This window comes from Ruminiclostridium cellobioparum DSM 1351 = ATCC 15832 (assembly GCF_000621505.1).
Classification (GTDB): Bacteria; Bacillota; Clostridia; order Acetivibrionales; family DSM-1351; genus Ruminiclostridium; species Ruminiclostridium cellobioparum.
The window spans coordinates 83,714-100,970 of record NZ_JHYD01000026.1; the positions used below are offsets into that span (position 1 = coordinate 83,714).

Annotated in this window: 16 protein-coding genes; 1 reads left to right on the top strand and 15 read right to left on the bottom strand. The window is 41.3% G+C overall.

Translation table 11 applies throughout. The features are described from left to right. Nucleotides 1-20: 20 nt before the first annotated feature. From T344_RS0111140 to T344_RS0111190, 11 genes are all read right to left on the bottom strand, one after another. On the bottom strand, nucleotides 21-974 hold the full coding sequence (locus T344_RS0111140; RefSeq protein WP_027628776.1) for a M23 family metallopeptidase: 954 nt from the start codon (nucleotides 972-974) through the stop codon (nucleotides 21-23). Nucleotides 975-1,228: 254 nt separating this feature from the next. After that, nucleotides 1,229-1,615, bottom strand: coding sequence for a methylglyoxal synthase (locus T344_RS0111145; RefSeq protein WP_004622866.1), 387 nt, complete (start codon nucleotides 1,613-1,615; stop codon nucleotides 1,229-1,231). A gap of 25 nt (nucleotides 1,616-1,640) precedes the next feature. Then, entirely contained in the window at nucleotides 1,641-1,925 is a 285-nt protein-coding gene (minE, locus tag T344_RS0111150; RefSeq protein ID WP_004622872.1) for a cell division topological specificity factor MinE, read from the bottom strand. Nucleotides 1,926-1,938: 13 nt separating this feature from the next. Further along, complete coding sequence (minD, locus tag T344_RS0111155; protein WP_027628777.1) at nucleotides 1,939-2,739, bottom strand: septum site-determining protein MinD; 801 nt, start codon at nucleotides 2,737-2,739, stop codon at nucleotides 1,939-1,941. 111 nt (nucleotides 2,740-2,850) lie between these two features. Beyond that, nucleotides 2,851-3,537, bottom strand: coding sequence for a septum site-determining protein MinC (gene minC, locus T344_RS0111160; protein ID WP_027628778.1), 687 nt, complete (start codon nucleotides 3,535-3,537; stop codon nucleotides 2,851-2,853). 23 nt (nucleotides 3,538-3,560) lie between these two features. Continuing rightward, on the bottom strand, nucleotides 3,561-5,675 hold the full coding sequence (gene mrdA / locus T344_RS0111165) for a penicillin-binding protein 2 (RefSeq protein WP_027628779.1): 2,115 nt from the start codon (nucleotides 5,673-5,675) through the stop codon (nucleotides 3,561-3,563). Between the two features lie 40 nt (nucleotides 5,676-5,715). After that, complete coding sequence (mreD, locus tag T344_RS0111170) at nucleotides 5,716-6,228, bottom strand: rod shape-determining protein MreD (RefSeq protein ID WP_027628780.1); 513 nt, start codon at nucleotides 6,226-6,228, stop codon at nucleotides 5,716-5,718. After that, the gene (gene mreC, locus T344_RS0111175) at nucleotides 6,225-7,085 is read right to left on the bottom strand and encodes a rod shape-determining protein MreC (protein WP_027628781.1); all 861 of its coding nucleotides are present in this window, start codon (nucleotides 7,083-7,085) and stop codon (nucleotides 6,225-6,227) included. The genes mreD and mreC overlap by 4 nt, the downstream gene beginning before the upstream one ends. 41 nt (nucleotides 7,086-7,126) lie before the next feature. Continuing rightward, nucleotides 7,127-8,149 (bottom strand): rod shape-determining protein, encoded by a 1,023-nt coding sequence (locus T344_RS0111180; protein WP_027628782.1) that lies wholly within the window; start codon nucleotides 8,147-8,149, stop codon nucleotides 7,127-7,129. A gap of 53 nt (nucleotides 8,150-8,202) precedes the next feature. Further along, nucleotides 8,203-8,892, bottom strand: a complete 690-nt coding sequence (gene radC, locus T344_RS0111185) for a RadC family protein (RefSeq protein ID WP_004622862.1) — start codon at nucleotides 8,890-8,892, stop codon at nucleotides 8,203-8,205. Between the two features lie 58 nt (nucleotides 8,893-8,950). Beyond that, nucleotides 8,951-9,547, bottom strand: a complete 597-nt coding sequence (locus tag T344_RS0111190) for a Maf family protein (RefSeq protein WP_027628783.1) — start codon at nucleotides 9,545-9,547, stop codon at nucleotides 8,951-8,953. Nucleotides 9,548-9,920: 373 nt separating this feature from the next. Between T344_RS0111190 and T344_RS0111195 the strand changes: the two genes are divergently transcribed. Next, nucleotides 9,921-10,538, top strand: a complete 618-nt coding sequence (locus T344_RS0111195) for an adaptor protein MecA (protein WP_027628784.1) — start codon at nucleotides 9,921-9,923, stop codon at nucleotides 10,536-10,538. Nucleotides 10,539-10,639: 101 nt separating this feature from the next. Here T344_RS0111195 and T344_RS0111200 read toward each other — a convergent pair whose 3' ends face one another. From T344_RS0111200 to pyk, 4 genes are all read right to left on the bottom strand, one after another. Further along, nucleotides 10,640-11,431 (bottom strand): PRC-barrel domain-containing protein, encoded by a 792-nt coding sequence (locus T344_RS0111200; protein WP_027628785.1) that lies wholly within the window; start codon nucleotides 11,429-11,431, stop codon nucleotides 10,640-10,642. A gap of 50 nt (nucleotides 11,432-11,481) precedes the next feature. Next, nucleotides 11,482-12,678, bottom strand: a complete 1,197-nt coding sequence (locus T344_RS29710) for a hypothetical protein (protein WP_027628786.1) — start codon at nucleotides 12,676-12,678, stop codon at nucleotides 11,482-11,484. A gap of 199 nt (nucleotides 12,679-12,877) precedes the next feature. Continuing rightward, complete coding sequence (lon, locus tag T344_RS0111210) at nucleotides 12,878-15,187, bottom strand: endopeptidase La (RefSeq protein ID WP_027628787.1); 2,310 nt, start codon at nucleotides 15,185-15,187, stop codon at nucleotides 12,878-12,880. Nucleotides 15,188-15,284: 97 nt separating this feature from the next. Then, on the bottom strand, nucleotides 15,285-17,027 hold the full coding sequence (gene pyk / locus T344_RS0111215) for a pyruvate kinase (protein ID WP_027628788.1): 1,743 nt from the start codon (nucleotides 17,025-17,027) through the stop codon (nucleotides 15,285-15,287). Between the last annotated feature and the right edge of the window lie 230 nt (nucleotides 17,028-17,257).

Here is a 17,257-nt window from a genome sequence, read left to right on the forward strand (position 1 = left end):
ATACAGCCTCTTTTAATACTTTACTGATTTAATAAATTAAGAAGTTTCTCAGGGTCAGCAGCCTTATCCCCCTTCCATACCTCAAAATGGAGGTATGCGCCCGGTAAGCCCTCAGTGTCTCCGACCTTGGCAATAACATCTCCCTGTTTTACCTTCTGCCCCTGTTTAGCCACCAGGATGGAGCAGTGTGCATATACCGTATATACCCCCTCATCATGTTTCACTTTTACGTATTTATCGTATTCGGGACTTGAGCCTACCTCGGTTACTTCACCGTCAAGTGCCGCCTTTATGGAAGTTCCCATGTTGGCCTTTATGTCTATACCGCTGTGAAATACCGTATTGCCGCTTAATGGGTCGGTCCTGACACCAAAAGGTGAATCTATTTGACCTTTTATGGGAATGACAAAGGAATATTTATCGGCCAATGCTTTTATCTCTGCTTCTTCGAGAACCGGAACCTGGGATATGGCCTTTATTGTATCACTGATTGAACTGCTGACAACCTCTGAACCGGTTTCGGTGCCCGGGATATTTTCATGGATTGAATCCGGTATCTGGCTGCTTTGAACAGAGCTTTTCATATCCGCACCATTTTGATCGGATATCTCCTGCTTGCTGCTCCCATTGCCCGCTGTCTGTTCAACCGACCCGCTGTCAGTGGAAGGTCCTGTAACACTCCCGGCTGCGGCATTCTTTTCGGGCAGTTTTACTCCCAGCGCATTTGCCGCGCTCAATAAATATTTGTTTGCATCAAAATTCTCTGTGGTAATTAATTTAACCTTTGAAACGAAATAGTTCGTGGTGGGTGTATCGGCAGCTTTACATAAGGCAAACACCGACAGGAACACCACCACAGCCAGCATCTTGGCAGCAAATATAGTGGACATCATGTCATTTTCATTCTGTCTCCTGCTTTTTCTGGGTGTACCGGTCTGTCTTGAGTATTTAGGTCTTACAATCATTTCATCCATATTAACCTCCATGAGCCGCAATAGCGGCCACAAAATGTAATGAAAACCTATATCCTTTATCGCAATGTGGCGAATAAAGGAGGTTAATTGGCCATGTATGGCTTTGAGCCCGCATATATTATAGGGGCACTCACATTCTTGTCCTGATTGGCCATGCCTATAATTATTTATATTTTATATGGATGAATATTATTACAGGGCAATGTAAAAAGCCTGGATTGCTCCAGGCTTTTTTGTAATCACATTTAAACTATTTATCTCAGCAATTCTCTCCATGCCAAGTCTTCACGTTCCAAACCTTTTATGAGAACTTCGGCTGTTGCTATATTTGTCGCATACGGTATATTATTTGCATCACAATGCTTAAAGAGCAGAAATGTATCAGTGTCACTTTCAGTATTTGCATCCCTGAAGTAAATAAGCAGGTCTATTTCGTCGCATGCAATCCGTGCCCCCAACTGTTGGGCGCCAAGACTCCCATAAGCCAGCAGATTGATATTCAGTCCGGTTGCCTTGTTAATAACCATACCTGTCGACCGGGTGGCAATAAGATGATGCTCCTGGAGAATGTACTTATAGGCTATGCAAAAACTGGCCATTAATTCTTTTTTATTATCATGCGCTATGAATGCAATGTTCATGGTTAAAAATCACATACCTTTAATTTTATTTACCTGCATTTTTTACACTTTTAATAGGTATATTAGCCACCAATGCGGGAACTATCCTATCGCCCTCATCGCTTTTAGTTCTAGTAAGCTGTATATCAAGAGCATTTTCGTCAATTTCCATATAGTGCTGGATGACCTTTATAATCTCTCCCTTCACCATTTCAAGAAACTCAGGAGAAACATTGGCTCTGTCGTGTATCAATACCAGCTGCAATCTCTCTTTGGCTACATCCTTTGACGGTTTAGATCTGCCAAAGATCTTTGAAAAATCAATCAGCATACCCTATTCCTCCTTATGTAGTTTTAAATCCTAACATTTTTTTGAATTTGCTAAAAATGCTGTCGTCTGTTTCAAGGTTAAGAATAGGAACCTCTTCTCCCTGAATTCGTTTTGTAATATTTCTGTAAGCTTGTCCGGCCAAGGATTTGTCGTCGTTAACTGCAGGCTCTCCTCTATTTGTAGAAATAACTATTTTTTCATCATCCGGGACAACACCTATCAAATCAATGGCTAAAATATCAATAATATCGTCAATACTCATCATATCGCCGCGCTTTACCATGTCAATCCTGACTCTGTTGATAATCAATTTGGGATTTCTTAACTCGTTGGCTTCCAGGAGTCCCACTATACGGTCGGCATCTCTGACGGCCGAAACCTCCGGGGTTGTAATAACAATAGCCCTGTTGGCACCGGCTATGGCATTCTTGAAACCCTGTTCAATACCTGCCGGGCAGTCAACGATTATGTAATCAAATTCTGTTTTTAATTCATTGATCAGATTAATCATCTGTTCCGGTGTTACGGATGACTTGTCCCTTGTCTGGGCTGCAGGAAGCAGATATAGACCTTCGTATCTTTTATCCTTTATTAAAGCTTGTTTTACTCTGCATACGCCTTCAACAACATCCACAAGATCATAAACTATCCTGTTTTCCAAACCCATTACAACGTCGAGATTTCGAAGTCCTATATCAGTGTCGATCAGTACAACCTTATGACCTGACAATGCCAGGCCCGTACCAATATTGGCAGTCGTTGTGGTTTTTCCAACGCCGCCTTTCCCGGATGTAATTACAATTACCTCGCCCATACAGCTTGCCTCCAATTCTTGTCCAAGAAAATGATATTTACAAAAATTTACTTATTATTAATTTAAAGTTATACACATTAAACTATATATTTGTTTTAAAGTTTTGTCAACTTATCTTTGCGGTAAAAACCGCTCTACAAAGAGCATATCACCCTTGACATAAGCCAGTTCCGGAACTTGGTTTGCACTTGTACCCTTTTCATCGGGAGGTCTGGTTATTATATCGGCAATTCTCAGCTGTGTGGGATTGAGTCCAAGGGCGGCAACGATTGCTTCCTTATTTCCGTCACTCCCGGCGTGGACCACACCTCTCAGCAAACCCATAACCACAATATTTCCCGTGGCTTCGATTACTGCACCGGGATTGACATCTCCAAGGATGACAAGGTTGCCGTCAAAGGTAATGAGCTGGCCGGATCTTATTGTTCCGCGGTAAAACTTTGTCCTACCTTCCTCTATTCCTTTGAAAAACATATATTTTTTTATCTGATTGTTTCTTTCAGAGACCGGCGGATTGCTTTTTTGACACACGCTGCTGTTATCCACAATCTCCTCTTCGAAGGATAGTATTGTTGCGCCGCTCTCACTCTTTAACAACTCATGCAGCTGGCTTTTTTCGGTCTCGTTGAGCACTCTGCCTCTATATCTGACAGCCAGTTTTGCCCCCCTGAAAAATTTCCCTGCGCTTTCGATTTTCAGGCGCATACTGTCAACAACTTCCTCAAAACCGGCTTCCGGCTTTATTATAATTGTAAGGCCGTTAACAGTTCCCTTAAAAGTTACCGTATTTTCGGACATATAATTTTAATCTCCCAATTGAATTATTTAGTCAGTTCCACTATCTCACTCTTTATTGCAATATCCTCAATATTTGAACCGTTATTGTCAAAATAAGCTTTTAAAATATCTTTGGCAATGGGTGCCGTATATGCTCCAAGTACTCCCTTTTCAACAACAACCGCAACGGCTATCTGGGGTTTGTCAGCCGGAGCATAGCAAATAAATAAGGCATTTGAGGACTTGGTCTGGTTTGTTGATTCGGTCTCGGCTGTCCCCGTTTTACCAGCAACCTTTATAGGAAGCAATTCATTAAATGCATTGGCTGCCGTACCTCCCCTGTCTTCAGAGTTGGCAACGGCAATCATGCCTTCCTGTATTATTTTCATATTTTCTTTTTTTACAGGCAGCAGCTCATATTCCGGTTTTGTCTCTGTCACTATGGAACCGTCATACTTTACAACCCTTTTTATAATATGAGGTTTAAAGTGCTTGCCTCCATTTGCAATTGTAGCACAATAATTGGCCAATTGAATGGGAGTGAAGCTGTTGTCAAACTGCCCGATAGAGGACTGTGCTGTATCGGCACTTCCGAATATATACGGACTGTAGGTTTTCTTATATGCCTTAGACGCAAGTATTCCCTTGCTTTCGCCCAGCAGATCGATTCCTGTTTTTTGTCCCAGGCCGAATTTAGTGGCCCATTTGTCAATATTATCTATGCCGACCTTTACACCAAGATTGTAAAAATAAGGGTTACAGGATTTTTGAATTGCCTGTATCATGTTGACCGATCCCAGACCGGATTTGTAAGTTCGGTATTCGATAGATCCCAGAAGCAATCCGTCATAGATTTCATAACCTCTATCAAAATACTTGTCGTAGGGGTTTACCTTTTTTTCCTCCAGGCCGGCAAGCCCCACCAGAGGCTTAAAGGTAGAACCTGGAGTATAAGTACCAGCTATAGTCCTGTTGAATGCCGGTCTGGCCGTATTTTTAGGATCAAACAGGTTTTCTATTGCCTTTTGCGCCGCCTTATCTTCAGGACCTGCCAGAAATATGGACGGATCATAACTTGGATAGCTGGCCAGTGCCAGAACTTCTCCGGTATTGACATCAATGGCAACCGCTGCACCGGCATCTGCATCTTTGAAGTTCCTTGACTGCGGTTTCTGTCTGATTAGCTGGATATTCTTCTCAAGTGATTCCATTGCAACCTTCTGCAGCCTCATATCAATGGTGAGGACAACATCGCTGCCGGGCTTGACAGCCTCTTCACTTATGGTCTTTGTTTTCCCGTTCTCGTCTATTTGAATTCTTCTATAGCCGTTGGTACCTCTCAAGTATCCCTCGGCAGTGAGCTCAATACCGGATTTTCCGATTATGTCATCGGGCTTATAGCCCTCATCGGCCCTACTGGCCAATTCATTTTCATCTATGGTCCTGACATAACCGATCAGGTGTGCGGCATACTCTGCATCAATATATTTTCTGCTGGGGACCAAATCCACTATTGCTCCCGGAAACTCATCGGTTCTCTCTTCAATTTCGGCCACTGTTTTTTCGTTGATGGACTCGGCAACAACCGGGTTGTTGCTGAGGATCAGGAACCTCAGTGCCATTATTTTATATATCTCCGGTTCCTTGTACTTGTCAGTGTCTATTTTAAATATAGTATCGCGGAAATACTCATAAAATTCTTCGGGATCCGAGTCCTGATTCAGGTCTGTAAACTTATACCCGGTGGCATTTTTCAGCACCTTGATCCTATCCTTGCTGTTGGCAAGCATGGACCCGAATTTAACAGGTTTTTCGCTTAGATACTTGGAAAAAATGTTGTTATACTTATCACCATTCTTCTCAAGTATCTTTACCAGCTTGGACACCATATCATTCAGTTCGTCGGAAGGCCTGCCGGTATTCATCAGCATGAGATAGTAGCTGGTGGAGTTAACAGCTATAGGCACGCCGTATCTGTCCACTATATTTCCTCTTTCGGCCAGAATCGTCCGCGACCTCAGATTAAAGACCTGAGACTGCGTGAAGTAATTTTCTCCTTGAACCAGCTGCAGATTGGCCAGCTGATAAACAATCACAGCGAAAACCAATACCAGCACTATACTTACAATATTATGCCTGTCTTTAAAAAAGCGTTTCATTCTTCAACCACCACTCAACAATCAATATTTTAACTTTCCTTTAATATTTGTTTTTGACATCCATACTTATAAATTTTCTGCTTACCCTGACAATAAGTAAAAAGATTATTACACCCAATATGGTGTTTATGGCTGCTTCTGGCAGGATAACCTCCTTCAGGCTTTCTATGTAGTTCATTCTGAGTCCAAGGATATATGATACCAGAATAATCGCAGACTCGAACAATATGGTTGAGATAAAAGTACATATCCCCATTACGAAAATATTCTCTTTAAAAAACCTCTTGTTTATATTGCCCAGCGATATACCAAGCAGCATGCCTATCAAGGCATGATAGCCCAGCGCAACTCCGATAACCGCGTCAAGGCAGAGTCCCGCAAAAAAGCCCACGGTTCCGCCCTGGTTTCTTCCCTCCAGCAGTGAGATACTTACTATCAGTATGATTATCAGGTTGGGTCTCACCCCGAATATTTCAATGAAGTTCAGGAAAGTGACCTGAGTAGTGACAAATATGAATATAAGTATGGTGTAAATAATTATTCTGGCCCTCATTTATCGGTAATCTCCATTTCTGAAGATATGGCAGGCATATTCTTTTTCAGAATAACCACCTGACTGAGCCGTCTTAAATCAACAGCCGGCTGTATTATAGCATACCTGTCCAGATCGCTCTCACCGGTTCTCACTTCTTTTACCGTTCCTATTATTATACCCTTGGGATAAATCCCTCCCAGTCCTGAGGTCTCTATTACATCACCCTGGGTAAGGTCAAGGTCGTTTGGAATATATAACAGTTTACAAAGACCTTCCTTGCCCAGTTTCAAATCTCCTTTAACCACCACCAGATCTCCGCTTTTGGCAACAATTGCGCTGGCCGCACTGCCATCCTCAATAATACTTGTTATTTTTGAAGAAAACGGCTGCGAGGAGGATACCTTTCCGACCAGGCCCTTGCTTGTAACCACCGGCATATTATAGGATATACCGTTTGTTACCCCCTTATCCACCAGGAATATGTTGAAAAGGTTACCCGAATCCTTTGCAATAACATTGGCCCCTGCCATATCAATGCCGTCAAGCTGATCCTTAAGCTTCAGAACATTCTTAAGATCGTCGTTTTCGGTTTTAAGCCTGACGTACTCGGTCCGCTCATTGTTTAATCTGTCAATTTCCTCTTTTAATGCCTTATTTTCGGCTCTCAAAACCTCTACATTATTAAACAGGCCCACTCCTGCCTCAATTTCCTGCCCTGCATAGGTAAATACCTTTTCTATTGAGGTAAACGGAACCGAAATAAGATTTCCAAACCAGTTTACACTGCTCAGCGGATTTATTGTCAGACCTATGGTTACAATAAGTACCAGGGATACTATCAATACTATCAATGCCCTACTTTTAAAATACTTCAAGGAATACTTCTCCTCTCTAACCCCTTAAAACTTCCACAAAATTATTTCAATCTTTTTGGTGAAAGCAATACCTTTTTTAAGGTTTCTATTTCTTCCAGGACCTTGCCCGTCCCCAGCACAACACAGTCAAGCGGTCTTTCGGCAATTGAAACAGGCATACCCGTTTCCTGTTTTATCAATTTGTCAAGGCCGTCCAGAAGTGCACCTCCGCCTGTGAGCATAATTCCTCTGTCCATTATATCCGAAGCAAGCTCGGGAGGAGTTTTCTCAAGTGTGTATTTTATTGAGTCTATAATTGCGTTGACAGGTTCTCTCAATGCTTCGTTTATTTCGGATGAAGTTATTTCAATATTTTTTGGAAGTCCTGTTATCAGATCCCTTCCTCTGATATTCATTCTTTCCTCCTTGGTTTTTGGGAAAGCGCCGCCTATTGTCACCTTTATTTCTTCTGCAGTTCTTTCACCTATCATCAGACTGTATTCTTTTTTGATATAGTGGACTATTGCTTCATCCAGTTCATCTCCTGCTACCCGCAGGGATTTGCTGGTAACTATCCCGCCCAGTGAAATAACCGCAACCTCACTTGTGCCTCCTCCAATGTCAACCACCATACTGCCCGAAGGCTCCTCAACCGGCAGCTCGGCACCTATTGCCGCAGCCATGGGTTCCTCGATCAGGTAAGCTTCCTTGGCTCCGGCCTGAAGAGTTGCATCTTCGACAGCTCTCTTCTCAACCTCCGTCACTCCCGAGGGGACACATACAACTACCCTGGGTTTGCTGAACACGCCGTTTGACATGGCCTTTTTTATAAAATATTTTATCATGTTCTGTGTTATGTCAAAATCTGCAATAACACCATCTTTCATAGGCCTTATGGCAACAATGTTACCCGGAGTACGCCCGATCATTTCCTTGGCTGCCTCACCTACAGCCAGAACTTCATTATTTTTTATATTAACAGCAACCACCGAGGGCTCTCTAACAACTATGCCCTTTCCTTTAACATGCACCAATGTATTTGCTGTCCCCAAATCTATCCCAATATCCTTTGCAAACAAACTCATTCCAGTCTCCTATCCGCGTACCCAACGCCATTTTTTAGTTGAGAAAAAGTCAACTATATGTATCCCTTTTCCTTGAAGCTGACAAATTTGCCGTCACCCACCACTATGTGATCCAATACTTTAATCCCCAATATACTGCCGGCTTTTTCAAGCCGCTGGGTAGTCTGCAAATCCTCCGCACTTGGCGTCGGATCACCGCTGGGGTGGTTATGGACAAAAATTATGCTGTTGCTTCCGTATTTTACTGCTTCACTGAATACTTCCCTCGGATGAACAATGGAGGAATTCAGGCTGCCCATTGAAACATCCACAATTTTTATTATCTGATTTTTGGTATCGAGTAATAATGCTTTAAATATTTCTTTTTTTAAGTACCGCATTTCTTCCATCATTAGATTATTGACATCATTAGCATTTTTTATAGTATGATGAAGCAATCCGTCATTTGTGGCCACTCTCTTGGATAATTCAAGAGCGGCTTTTATCTGGATGGCTTTAACCCTACCTATTCCTTTTATCTTTTTCAGTTGTTCAATGGACAAGTTATTTAAAGAAGACAGCCGTCCGTCATGAGACAGCCTTAATACATGCTGTGCCAGTTCAACCGCAGTATAAGACTTTGTTCCGGTCTTAATTATTACTGCCAGCAATTCCGCATTTGATAAATGCTCCGCACCGACAACTTCAAGTTTTTCGTATGGCCTTTCACCTATCGGAAGTTCTTTTATCTTCAGTCTTTCCATACTTTACTCCCATATGCATGCATTGCACGCAAACAAATAGTAATTTATTACCTGAGTTTTATATACTCAGATTTTTTAAATTTATGCCATGACCTAATTGTTCAAACATACATGACAATCTGTAAATAGGGAGACCCATAACGTTAAAATAATCCCCCTCTATTTTTTCCACCAGCAGGGAGCCATAGCCCTGGATGCCATAAGCACCGGCCTTGTCAAAGGGTTCTTTTGTAGCAATATATGCCAGGAGAAACTCTTCTGACTTTTTAGCTATTTTTACCCTGGTAGTTTCAAATTCACATAGGGTTTTCATATCGGTTGTTCTGCACAGGCAAACTCCTGTAACGACTTCATGCCATTCACCGTTAAGATTTTTAAGCATTTCAAAAGCTTCCTGTTCATCCTTTGGTTTGCCCAAAAGTTTATTGTCCTTAACAACGATTGTGTCTGCCCCGATCACTAAACTGTCATGTTTTGTCTGTGTAGCAATATCTACGCATTTTTGCCTTGCAAGAGATACTGCTACCTGATGGGATTCCAGGTTCCGGTCCATCACTTCGATTACATTTGAAGGGGACACTGTAAATCCAAGTCCCATCTGGGTCAATAACTGCTGCCTTCTTGGAGACGCCGAAGCTAATATAATTTTATCCATTTTTCCACCATATTTTATTTTTTCATATCTTTACACTAAGCGACAAACGCAGCCATATTTATTATATATTTTTATAGCCGATTTTTCAAATAAAAAGCTAGGTAAAAATTTATATATATTATCTGTAAAAAGCTTATTTTTATTAAAAGCGCTGTTTAAGTACTCCTTTGCGTGATTGCATACGGTTAAAAATGGCTCCGTGCTTAAATATTACATCTACTATTATGAATAATATTAATAAATATCACTTCTCAATTCGGGTTTTTAGAAGTATAATATAGTAAAACTATATTCATCGGTCGAATTACGCAAGTATACACAGGCGTATTTGAGTTTGGTATGGTTAATTAATTATCGGAGAGTTGGTGATTATATGAGAATTGAAAAAATTAATGAAAATGTATTGAAGGTCACAATAACACTGAATGACCTTGAAGAAAGAAATATTGATTTAGGCTCTTTGAATTATAATTCGCCTGCTGCTCAGGAACTATTCTGGGATATGATGGAGAAAGCCGAGGAAGAGTACGGCTTTGCTTCGGGTGAATCCCAGCTCATATTCGAGGCCTCTCCTGAAAACGAGGACGGTTTTGTTGTAACCATCACCAAAGTCGATGCCGATGGAGAATTTGAGTCAATCCAAAAGTATATAAAAAGCAAATATAAGAATTCGGAATTAAAACAAAAGAAAAAGAAGAGCAAGGTTTGTTCAACCTTGAAAATATATTGTTTCAACAATCTGGATGATGTGTGTAAACTGACTAAACGTATTACTGCCGTCTACCAGGGGGAAAGCACCCTGTTCAGATGCCGTGACAGTTATTATCTTCTGCTCAGCGGTATTGCCACAGGCTCACAGTCCCTGGAAATTATAATGTCCGAATACTCTGTCCTGGTTGGGAATCCGGCATTTTTTGAAGGCTATCTTAACGAATACGGTGAAAAGGTAATAAGCGACAATGCAATAGAAACTTTAAATACTTATTTTTAGACTATAATAGATTTAAACATACAAATACAGATAGATACGGATAAATACCGATAATCGATGATATGAGTCAGGCTTCCCGATAAGGGAAGCCTTTTGTATGTCTATCTGTTATTCATAACCAATTCGATTACCTTACCGTTTGATTTTGCTATTTCAAAAATAACATCATCTATGACAGTATTTTCTTCTATCAGTGTATTTCCGTCATTATCAAATATTGTCTTGGTAGCAACCTTACCGTTGAGATATTCACGGTGCTTTGTTTCCATCATATCAGCTACGGCATCGGGCTGAATATCATCTTCTGCAGGAACACTGCCGTCAATGTCAGCTATGGCTGAGGTCTCAAAATTTTTTTTTTCTGAATCCACGTCCTCATCCAATGCCAGGTCGGCTGCTCTGTCCAACAATCTGGATTCCACATCTTCCTTTACAACTACCAGGTTCTTTCCAAAGGTAATAATGCTGTCTCTCGGTATGATTCTGATACTCTTTTGCGTAATATCGGCAATGTACTCAAGTCCTACGATTGAACAGTTATCTTCTTCGTTAATATATATGTCCCCGATTTCACCTATTAAACGTCCCTTTTTGGTAAGTACTTTTGTACCCTTAACCTGGATATTTTTTTGCAGAAGATCAATAGCAGCCGGTATTTTACTTATGTCGTTAATGGCATCTTCATTTTCTATCGTCAATGCGTATTCACCGATTCCCAACACATATTCCGTGGGAATCACCTTGGCACTTAGTATTTGAATGCCGCTATCAACAACAACATAATCAATAGCACCTTTTTCAGCATTGATAATAACAGTTTTGACTTTACCGACCTCAATACCGTCTGATATGCTGATTATAGGTAAACCCACTATTTCCTTCGTCTTTTTCATTTTTAAAAGTACCCCCTCAAATTCCTAAAAATCTTTTTAATCAAATTAAATTATTTTAGGTTTTTAATAATTTCTTCTTTTATATCAGGCTTGATAACTGATCCATATCTCTCAACAGTTCCTTCCAGTATGCTCTTCGCCAGTTCGGTGAGACCTAACTGCTTGTATAGAGCGCATACGTCCAATACTATCCAGAAAATCATTTCCCTGTCGGGCTGATGCGAAAGAGCCTGCAAATAATACTCTGCCGCCTGTTCCTTCCTGCCCCTGCCCTTGCTTTCAAATGCCTTGTCCACAAGCGACCGTGCATTTATTTCAACCTGGTTTGACTGCACTTCTTCTATTATGTATTCTATTTCTCTTATTTCTTCTACTATTTCTTCATGATTCGCAATGTCAGGAGTAATCGTTATTTCATTTTCAACCTGCTCTGTTATTTGCGGGCCGGCATCACCGGTTTCCTCCATGGCAGATTCAGACGCAGCCCATTCCGGCATAACCGGTTCAGGCAAAGCCTGTTCAAGCACAGCCGTTTGAGCAATATCCGTATCTGTTACATCTGCCTCCTCACTGACTGTACTGCAGTCCTCAAAACTCCCGACTTCCTCAACAGCCCCGGCAGCATTGGCCTTGTCAGGCTCTGCAACTGCCGTAACTGCTGCAGCGGTTTCGACAACTTCATCAACTAAATTATTGCAATTTCCGGAATTTTCCAGCAGAAAACTTCCATTTTCACTATTTTCTATTCCCATTGTATCAATTATTTGTTTAGTGTCAACTGGTTTTTTCAACTTATTTTCTAAATTATATTCATCTTTTACATTTTCTTGCATTATTATGCTTGAATTTCCACATTCCGCAGCCGGTTTATTGAAAAATCCCACCTTCATATTTTTAATATTGCTGAAAAATCTGTCAATATAAATACCGCAATCTATAGAAGAAAATTTCTTTGGAATAGCTATTGATATAATCATGCTTATTATACAAATAAATAATAGAAATATAAATAAAACAACGATCAGAGACAAAATCAGAGCAATTTTTTTGTTGATATTGATACTTTCACTTAAGGCTTTCAGCATGAATGTAAAAGCAGGATTAAAGGAAAATCCCAAAACTATGGATCCTGCCGTTATGGAAAACAATATGCCAAGGTTCAATTCTTTTGACCTGTATAGCAAATAAAACGCTGTCAATGCGGTGACCAAAATTGTAATAACAACCGAAATCCAATAGTAGGACATAAACCCCTCCAGAATATACGTGTATTTTATCTTTTGTACGTAAAAATATGTAATTTTTGACTAATAGTCTTTATTCGATATAAATCAACAAAATTCCTTCTATTTTATTTCAGAAATACCGGTAAATTTTCCTGATTACTCCTATACACATAAAAATCGGCCCATAGCTAAAAAGCCGGCCGATTTTTTATTGATTTTTTCAAGCTTTTATCAGTGCATTTTTTAGGACAGTTTTCATATCCGAAGCGCAAATAAATTTCAAAGATTTTCTTACGTTCTCCGGAATCTCGTCAATATCCTTTTTGTTATCCAGGGGAAGGATAATAGTTTCAATCCCGGCCCTGTGGGCTGCCAGCACCTTTTCCTTCAGCCCTCCTATAGGGAGCACCCTGCCTCTCAGGGTTATCTCACCTGTCATGGCAACCTTACTGCTGACCGGAACACCCGATAAGGCCGAAACCATGGCAGTCGCAAGAGTAATACCTGCTGATGGACCATCCTTTGGAATCGCTCCCTCCGGAACATGTATGTGAATGTCCCTGTTTTCATAGAAGCTTTCGTCTATCTTCAATTCCTTGCACTGGGATCTGATATAGCTCATGGCAGCTCTTGCCGATTCCTTCATCACATCTCCCAGATGCCCTGTCAGCTCCAGCTTTCCATTACCGTTCATCAAATTGACTTCTATGGACAGGGTATCACCTCCGACAGGAGTCCATGCCAGACCTGTGGCAATACCAATCTCATCCTTTTCATTTGCAAAATCAAAACGGTACCTTTTTACGCCCAGATACTTTTCAAGGCTGCTTTTTGATACGGTTACAACGCGTTTGTTTTCTGAAACCAGGGTTTTTGCAACTTTTCTGCAGACAGAACCTATCTCTCTTTCAAGATTTCTGACACCTGCTTCCCTGGTGTAGTAATTTATAATATCTCTTATGGTCTCTTCGTCGATCTTAATGTTTTTCTGAGTCAGTCCGTTGAGTTCTATTTGCTTGGGAAGCAAATATTTCATTGCAATGTTTGCCTTGTCTTCTTCGGTATAACTTGACAGGGTAATGACTTCCATTCTGTCCAGCAATGGCCTGGGAATTGAATCAAGGCTGTTGGCGGTAGTCAGAAATAATGCGTTCGACAGATTAAAGGGCAGTTCGAGGTAATGATCCCTGAAAGCGAAATTCTGTTCTGCATCCAGTACTTCCAACATTGCCGAAGCAGGGTCCCCTCTGAAATCGCTGCTCATTTTATCTATTTCATCCAGGAGTATCAGCGGATTATTGGACCCGGCCTGCTTGAGAGCGGATATTATCCTTCCGGGCATTGATCCCACGTAGGTACGCCTGTGTCCGCGTATCTCCGACTCATCTTTGACACCGCCCAGTGAAATCCTGACATAGTTCCTGTTAAGAGCCTTTGCAATGGATTTTGCAATGGAGGTTTTTCCCACGCCCGGTGGTCCCACCAGGCACAGAATAGGTCCTCTGAGATTGTTCTTGAGTTTATGGACCGCAAGGTATTCCACAATACGTTCCTTAACTTTTGTCAGCCCGTAATGATCCTGTTCCAGAATTTCTTCGGCCCTGGCAAGATCAATATCCTCCTGGGTGGATTTATTCCAGGGAAGATCAAATATCCAGTCAACATAGGTCCTTATTACACTGCCTTCGGCAGAACCCGAAGGCATCTTCAGAAGCCGGTCAAGTTCCTTGAGCACCTTCTTCTCGGCTTCTTCCGGAAGGCCGGCGTTTTCCAGCCTTGCCTTGTATTCTTCAACCTCTCCGGTGACTCCGTCCCTGTCCCCGAGTTCATTTTGAATAGCCTTCATCTGCTCCCTGAGGTAATATTCCTTCTGGACCTTGTCTATCTGCTTTCTGACCTTTGTATTTATATCCTTCTCAATTTCAAGTATTTCAGTTTCCTGATAAATAATTTTCAGGAGCCTTTCAATTCTTCTCAGCGGGTGGAATTCGGATAAAATTTCCTGCTTTTGCTCAACCTTAAGCGGAATGTTGTTTGCAATGATATCCGATACCTGGCTGATGTTGTTGATTTCCGCAACGGTCAAAGCCGTATCCGGAGAAACTTTTCCGCTTAGCTTCACATAGTCTTCGAATACGGCAACCAGGCGTCTTTTGAGGGCTTCAACCTCATTGTCCTCGAACTCTTCCTCCGCCTGTCCCTCAACAACCTCCACAACGAAAAAAGGTTCCCTCTGAACTATGTTTTTTATTTCGGCCCTGCTTATACCTTCAACAAGCACCCTGATAGTATCGCCCTGAAGCTTAAGCAGCTGCTTGACCTTTGATATTGTACCGATATCATATATATCCTCTTCGCCGGGTGAATCGGTGGAAGCATCCTTCTGTGCAACCAGAAAAATCAACTGGTCATTGATCATAGCTTCTTCCAGAGCTTTTATGGATTTTTCTCTTCCAACATCAAAATACAAAGTCATAAAAGGAAATACTGTTAAACCTCTCAGAGGTAACAGCGGTAATGTTTTAGCCATATTTATCCTCTCATTTACAAAAAATAATAAATCTAAAATTAATACTCACATCAATTGTTATTTATTATTCTTGTTATTATTATTGATATACAGACCTTTAATCACATCTAAGTACAAGACCTCTTTCGGCATCTACCGTCACTACCGAACCGGTCTTTAAAATTCTGGTGGCATTTTCAGCTCCCACAATAACCGGCAGATCAAGGGCCAGTCCCACGGTGGCAGTGTGGCAGGCCAATCCGCCTTCTTCCACTATGATAGCCGAAGCCCTTTTAATAACCGGCAGCATTTCGTTATTTGTAAATGGAGCTACCAGTATATTTCCGTCTTCAAATTTATCAAGTGCCTCCCCGGCTGTCTGTGCCACGCACAATTCACCAGTAACGGATGCATCTCCTATTCCTGTTCCCTGTACTAATACTTTACCCACAATATGAACTTTCAATGTATTTGTAGTTCCGCTGATGCCTGCCGGTACTCCTGCAGTAATTACAGCCAGTTCGCCGTTTTTTACAAGACCTGATTCAAGAGCCTTTTCAATACCCATATCAAACATTTCATCGGTGGTATTTGCAACAGGCACCAGATAAGGCAGAACTCCCCAGGAAAGGCTGAGCTGCCTCTGAACTTTTGGATTTACAGTGGTCGCAATAATAGGGCACGCAGGACGGAATCTGGAAATCATCCGCGCAGTGTGACCTGACTGTGTTACGGTAATAATTGCAGCCGCTTTCAAATCAAGAGCCGTGGTACAGGTTGCATGGCTGATGGCATTTGTAACGCTGGTATTGATTTCAGTCTGCCGGGTGGTGAATCTCTTCCAGTAGTCCATGGAGCTTTCAGCCTTCTGGGCTATTCTTGACATGACCGCTATAGTCTCCAGAGGATACTTGCCTGCGGCGGTCTCACCCGAAAGCATTACTCCGCTGGTCCCGTCATATATGGCATTGGCAACGTCACTTGCTTCGGCACGGGTCGGCCTTGGATTTCTGATCATGGAATCAAGCATCTGTGTTGCAGTAATAACAGGTTTCCCATTGCGGTAGCATTTTTCAATGATATTTTTTTGAACGACAGGCACTTCTTCAACAGGTATTTCAACCCCCAGGTCACCTCTGGCAACCATTATTCCGTCCGAAACCTTTAGTATCTCGTCAAAATTTCTGATACCCTCCCGGTTTTCGATCTTTGCTATAACCAGAATATCGCTGCCGCCATTCTTTTCAAGCACTTTTCTAATTTCTATGACGTCGGAAGCCTTTCTAACAAAGGATGCAGCTATCATATCAAAGTCATTTTCGATGCCGAATTTTATATCGGCTATGTCCTGGCTGGTTAAAGCAGGCAATCTTATATCGGCTCCCGGAACATTTATACCCTTATGGTCACCTACCACGCCTCCGTTTTTTACTCTGCAGTAGATATCCTTATTCCTGATCTCCATTACTTCAAGTTCCACAAGACCGTCATTTATCAATATCCGGCTTCCCTTGGCCACATCCATGTACAACTCTTTGTAGGTGATGCTGCAGCTTTTTTCATCGCCGATAATATCTTTGTTCACCAGGATAAAATCGTTATTCTCCTGTAATGTTACCTGACCGTCTTTAAAATCACCTGTTCTTATTTCAGGGCCCTTGGTATCCAGGAGCAAGGGAATGGGCAGTCCCAATTCATCCCTGATTTTCTTGAATAAATCAGCTCTTTTTTTATGCTGTTCATGGTTGCCGTGGGAAAAATTCATTCTGGCTACATTCATTCCGCCAAGCATCATTTTCCTGAGAATTTCTTCATCGTCAGAGGCAGGTCCCAAAGTACATATTATCTTAGTCTTTCTCATAAATTAAACCCTCCAAAAGCAATTAACTGTTTTTATTGTTGCAAATATATAATTTGAAATCTCCTATAAGCGTCATTGCTAATATTTGAAGATTAAATCGCAATATTTCAATATGAAAACATCTAATATGATATTTTATTTTTAGCTGATTGTCTACCATATATAATTTTTTAACAAACTTTTAATCTTGTTATACCCTGTATTTTATTATTTAATCTATTAGTTTGAAT

Bases quoted from the DNA above. Each gene is read 5' to 3' on its own strand.
- minD (WP_027628777.1), bottom strand. From the start codon at position 2,739: ATGGGCGAGGTAATTGTAATTACATCCGGGAAAGGCGGCGTTGGAAAA.
- T344_RS0111140 (WP_027628776.1), bottom strand. From the start codon at position 974: ATGGATGAAATGATTGTAAGACCTAAATACTCAAGACAGACCGGTACA.
- T344_RS0111195 (WP_027628784.1), top strand. From the start codon at position 9,921: ATGAGAATTGAAAAAATTAATGAAAATGTATTGAAGGTCACAATAACA.
- minC (WP_027628778.1), bottom strand. From the start codon at position 3,537: ATGTCCGAAAATACGGTAACTTTTAAGGGAACTGTTAACGGCCTTACA.
- lon (WP_027628787.1), bottom strand. From the start codon at position 15,187: ATGGCTAAAACATTACCGCTGTTACCTCTGAGAGGTTTAACAGTATTT.
- pyk (WP_027628788.1), bottom strand. From the start codon at position 17,027: ATGAGAAAGACTAAGATAATATGTACTTTGGGACCTGCCTCTGACGAT.
- mrdA (WP_027628779.1), bottom strand. From the start codon at position 5,675: ATGAAACGCTTTTTTAAAGACAGGCATAATATTGTAAGTATAGTGCTG.
- mreD (WP_027628780.1), bottom strand. From the start codon at position 6,228: ATGAGGGCCAGAATAATTATTTACACCATACTTATATTCATATTTGTC.
- T344_RS0111190 (WP_027628783.1), bottom strand. From the start codon at position 9,547: ATGGATAAAATTATATTAGCTTCGGCGTCTCCAAGAAGGCAGCAGTTA.
- radC (WP_004622862.1), bottom strand. From the start codon at position 8,892: ATGGAAAGACTGAAGATAAAAGAACTTCCGATAGGTGAAAGGCCATAC.
- T344_RS0111180 (WP_027628782.1), bottom strand. From the start codon at position 8,149: ATGAGTTTGTTTGCAAAGGATATTGGGATAGATTTGGGGACAGCAAAT.
- T344_RS0111145 (WP_004622866.1), bottom strand. From the start codon at position 1,615: ATGAACATTGCATTCATAGCGCATGATAATAAAAAAGAATTAATGGCC.
- T344_RS0111200 (WP_027628785.1), bottom strand. From the start codon at position 11,431: ATGAAAAAGACGAAGGAAATAGTGGGTTTACCTATAATCAGCATATCA.
- minE (WP_004622872.1), bottom strand. From the start codon at position 1,925: ATGCTGATTGATTTTTCAAAGATCTTTGGCAGATCTAAACCGTCAAAG.
- T344_RS29710 (WP_027628786.1), bottom strand. From the start codon at position 12,678: ATGTCCTACTATTGGATTTCGGTTGTTATTACAATTTTGGTCACCGCA.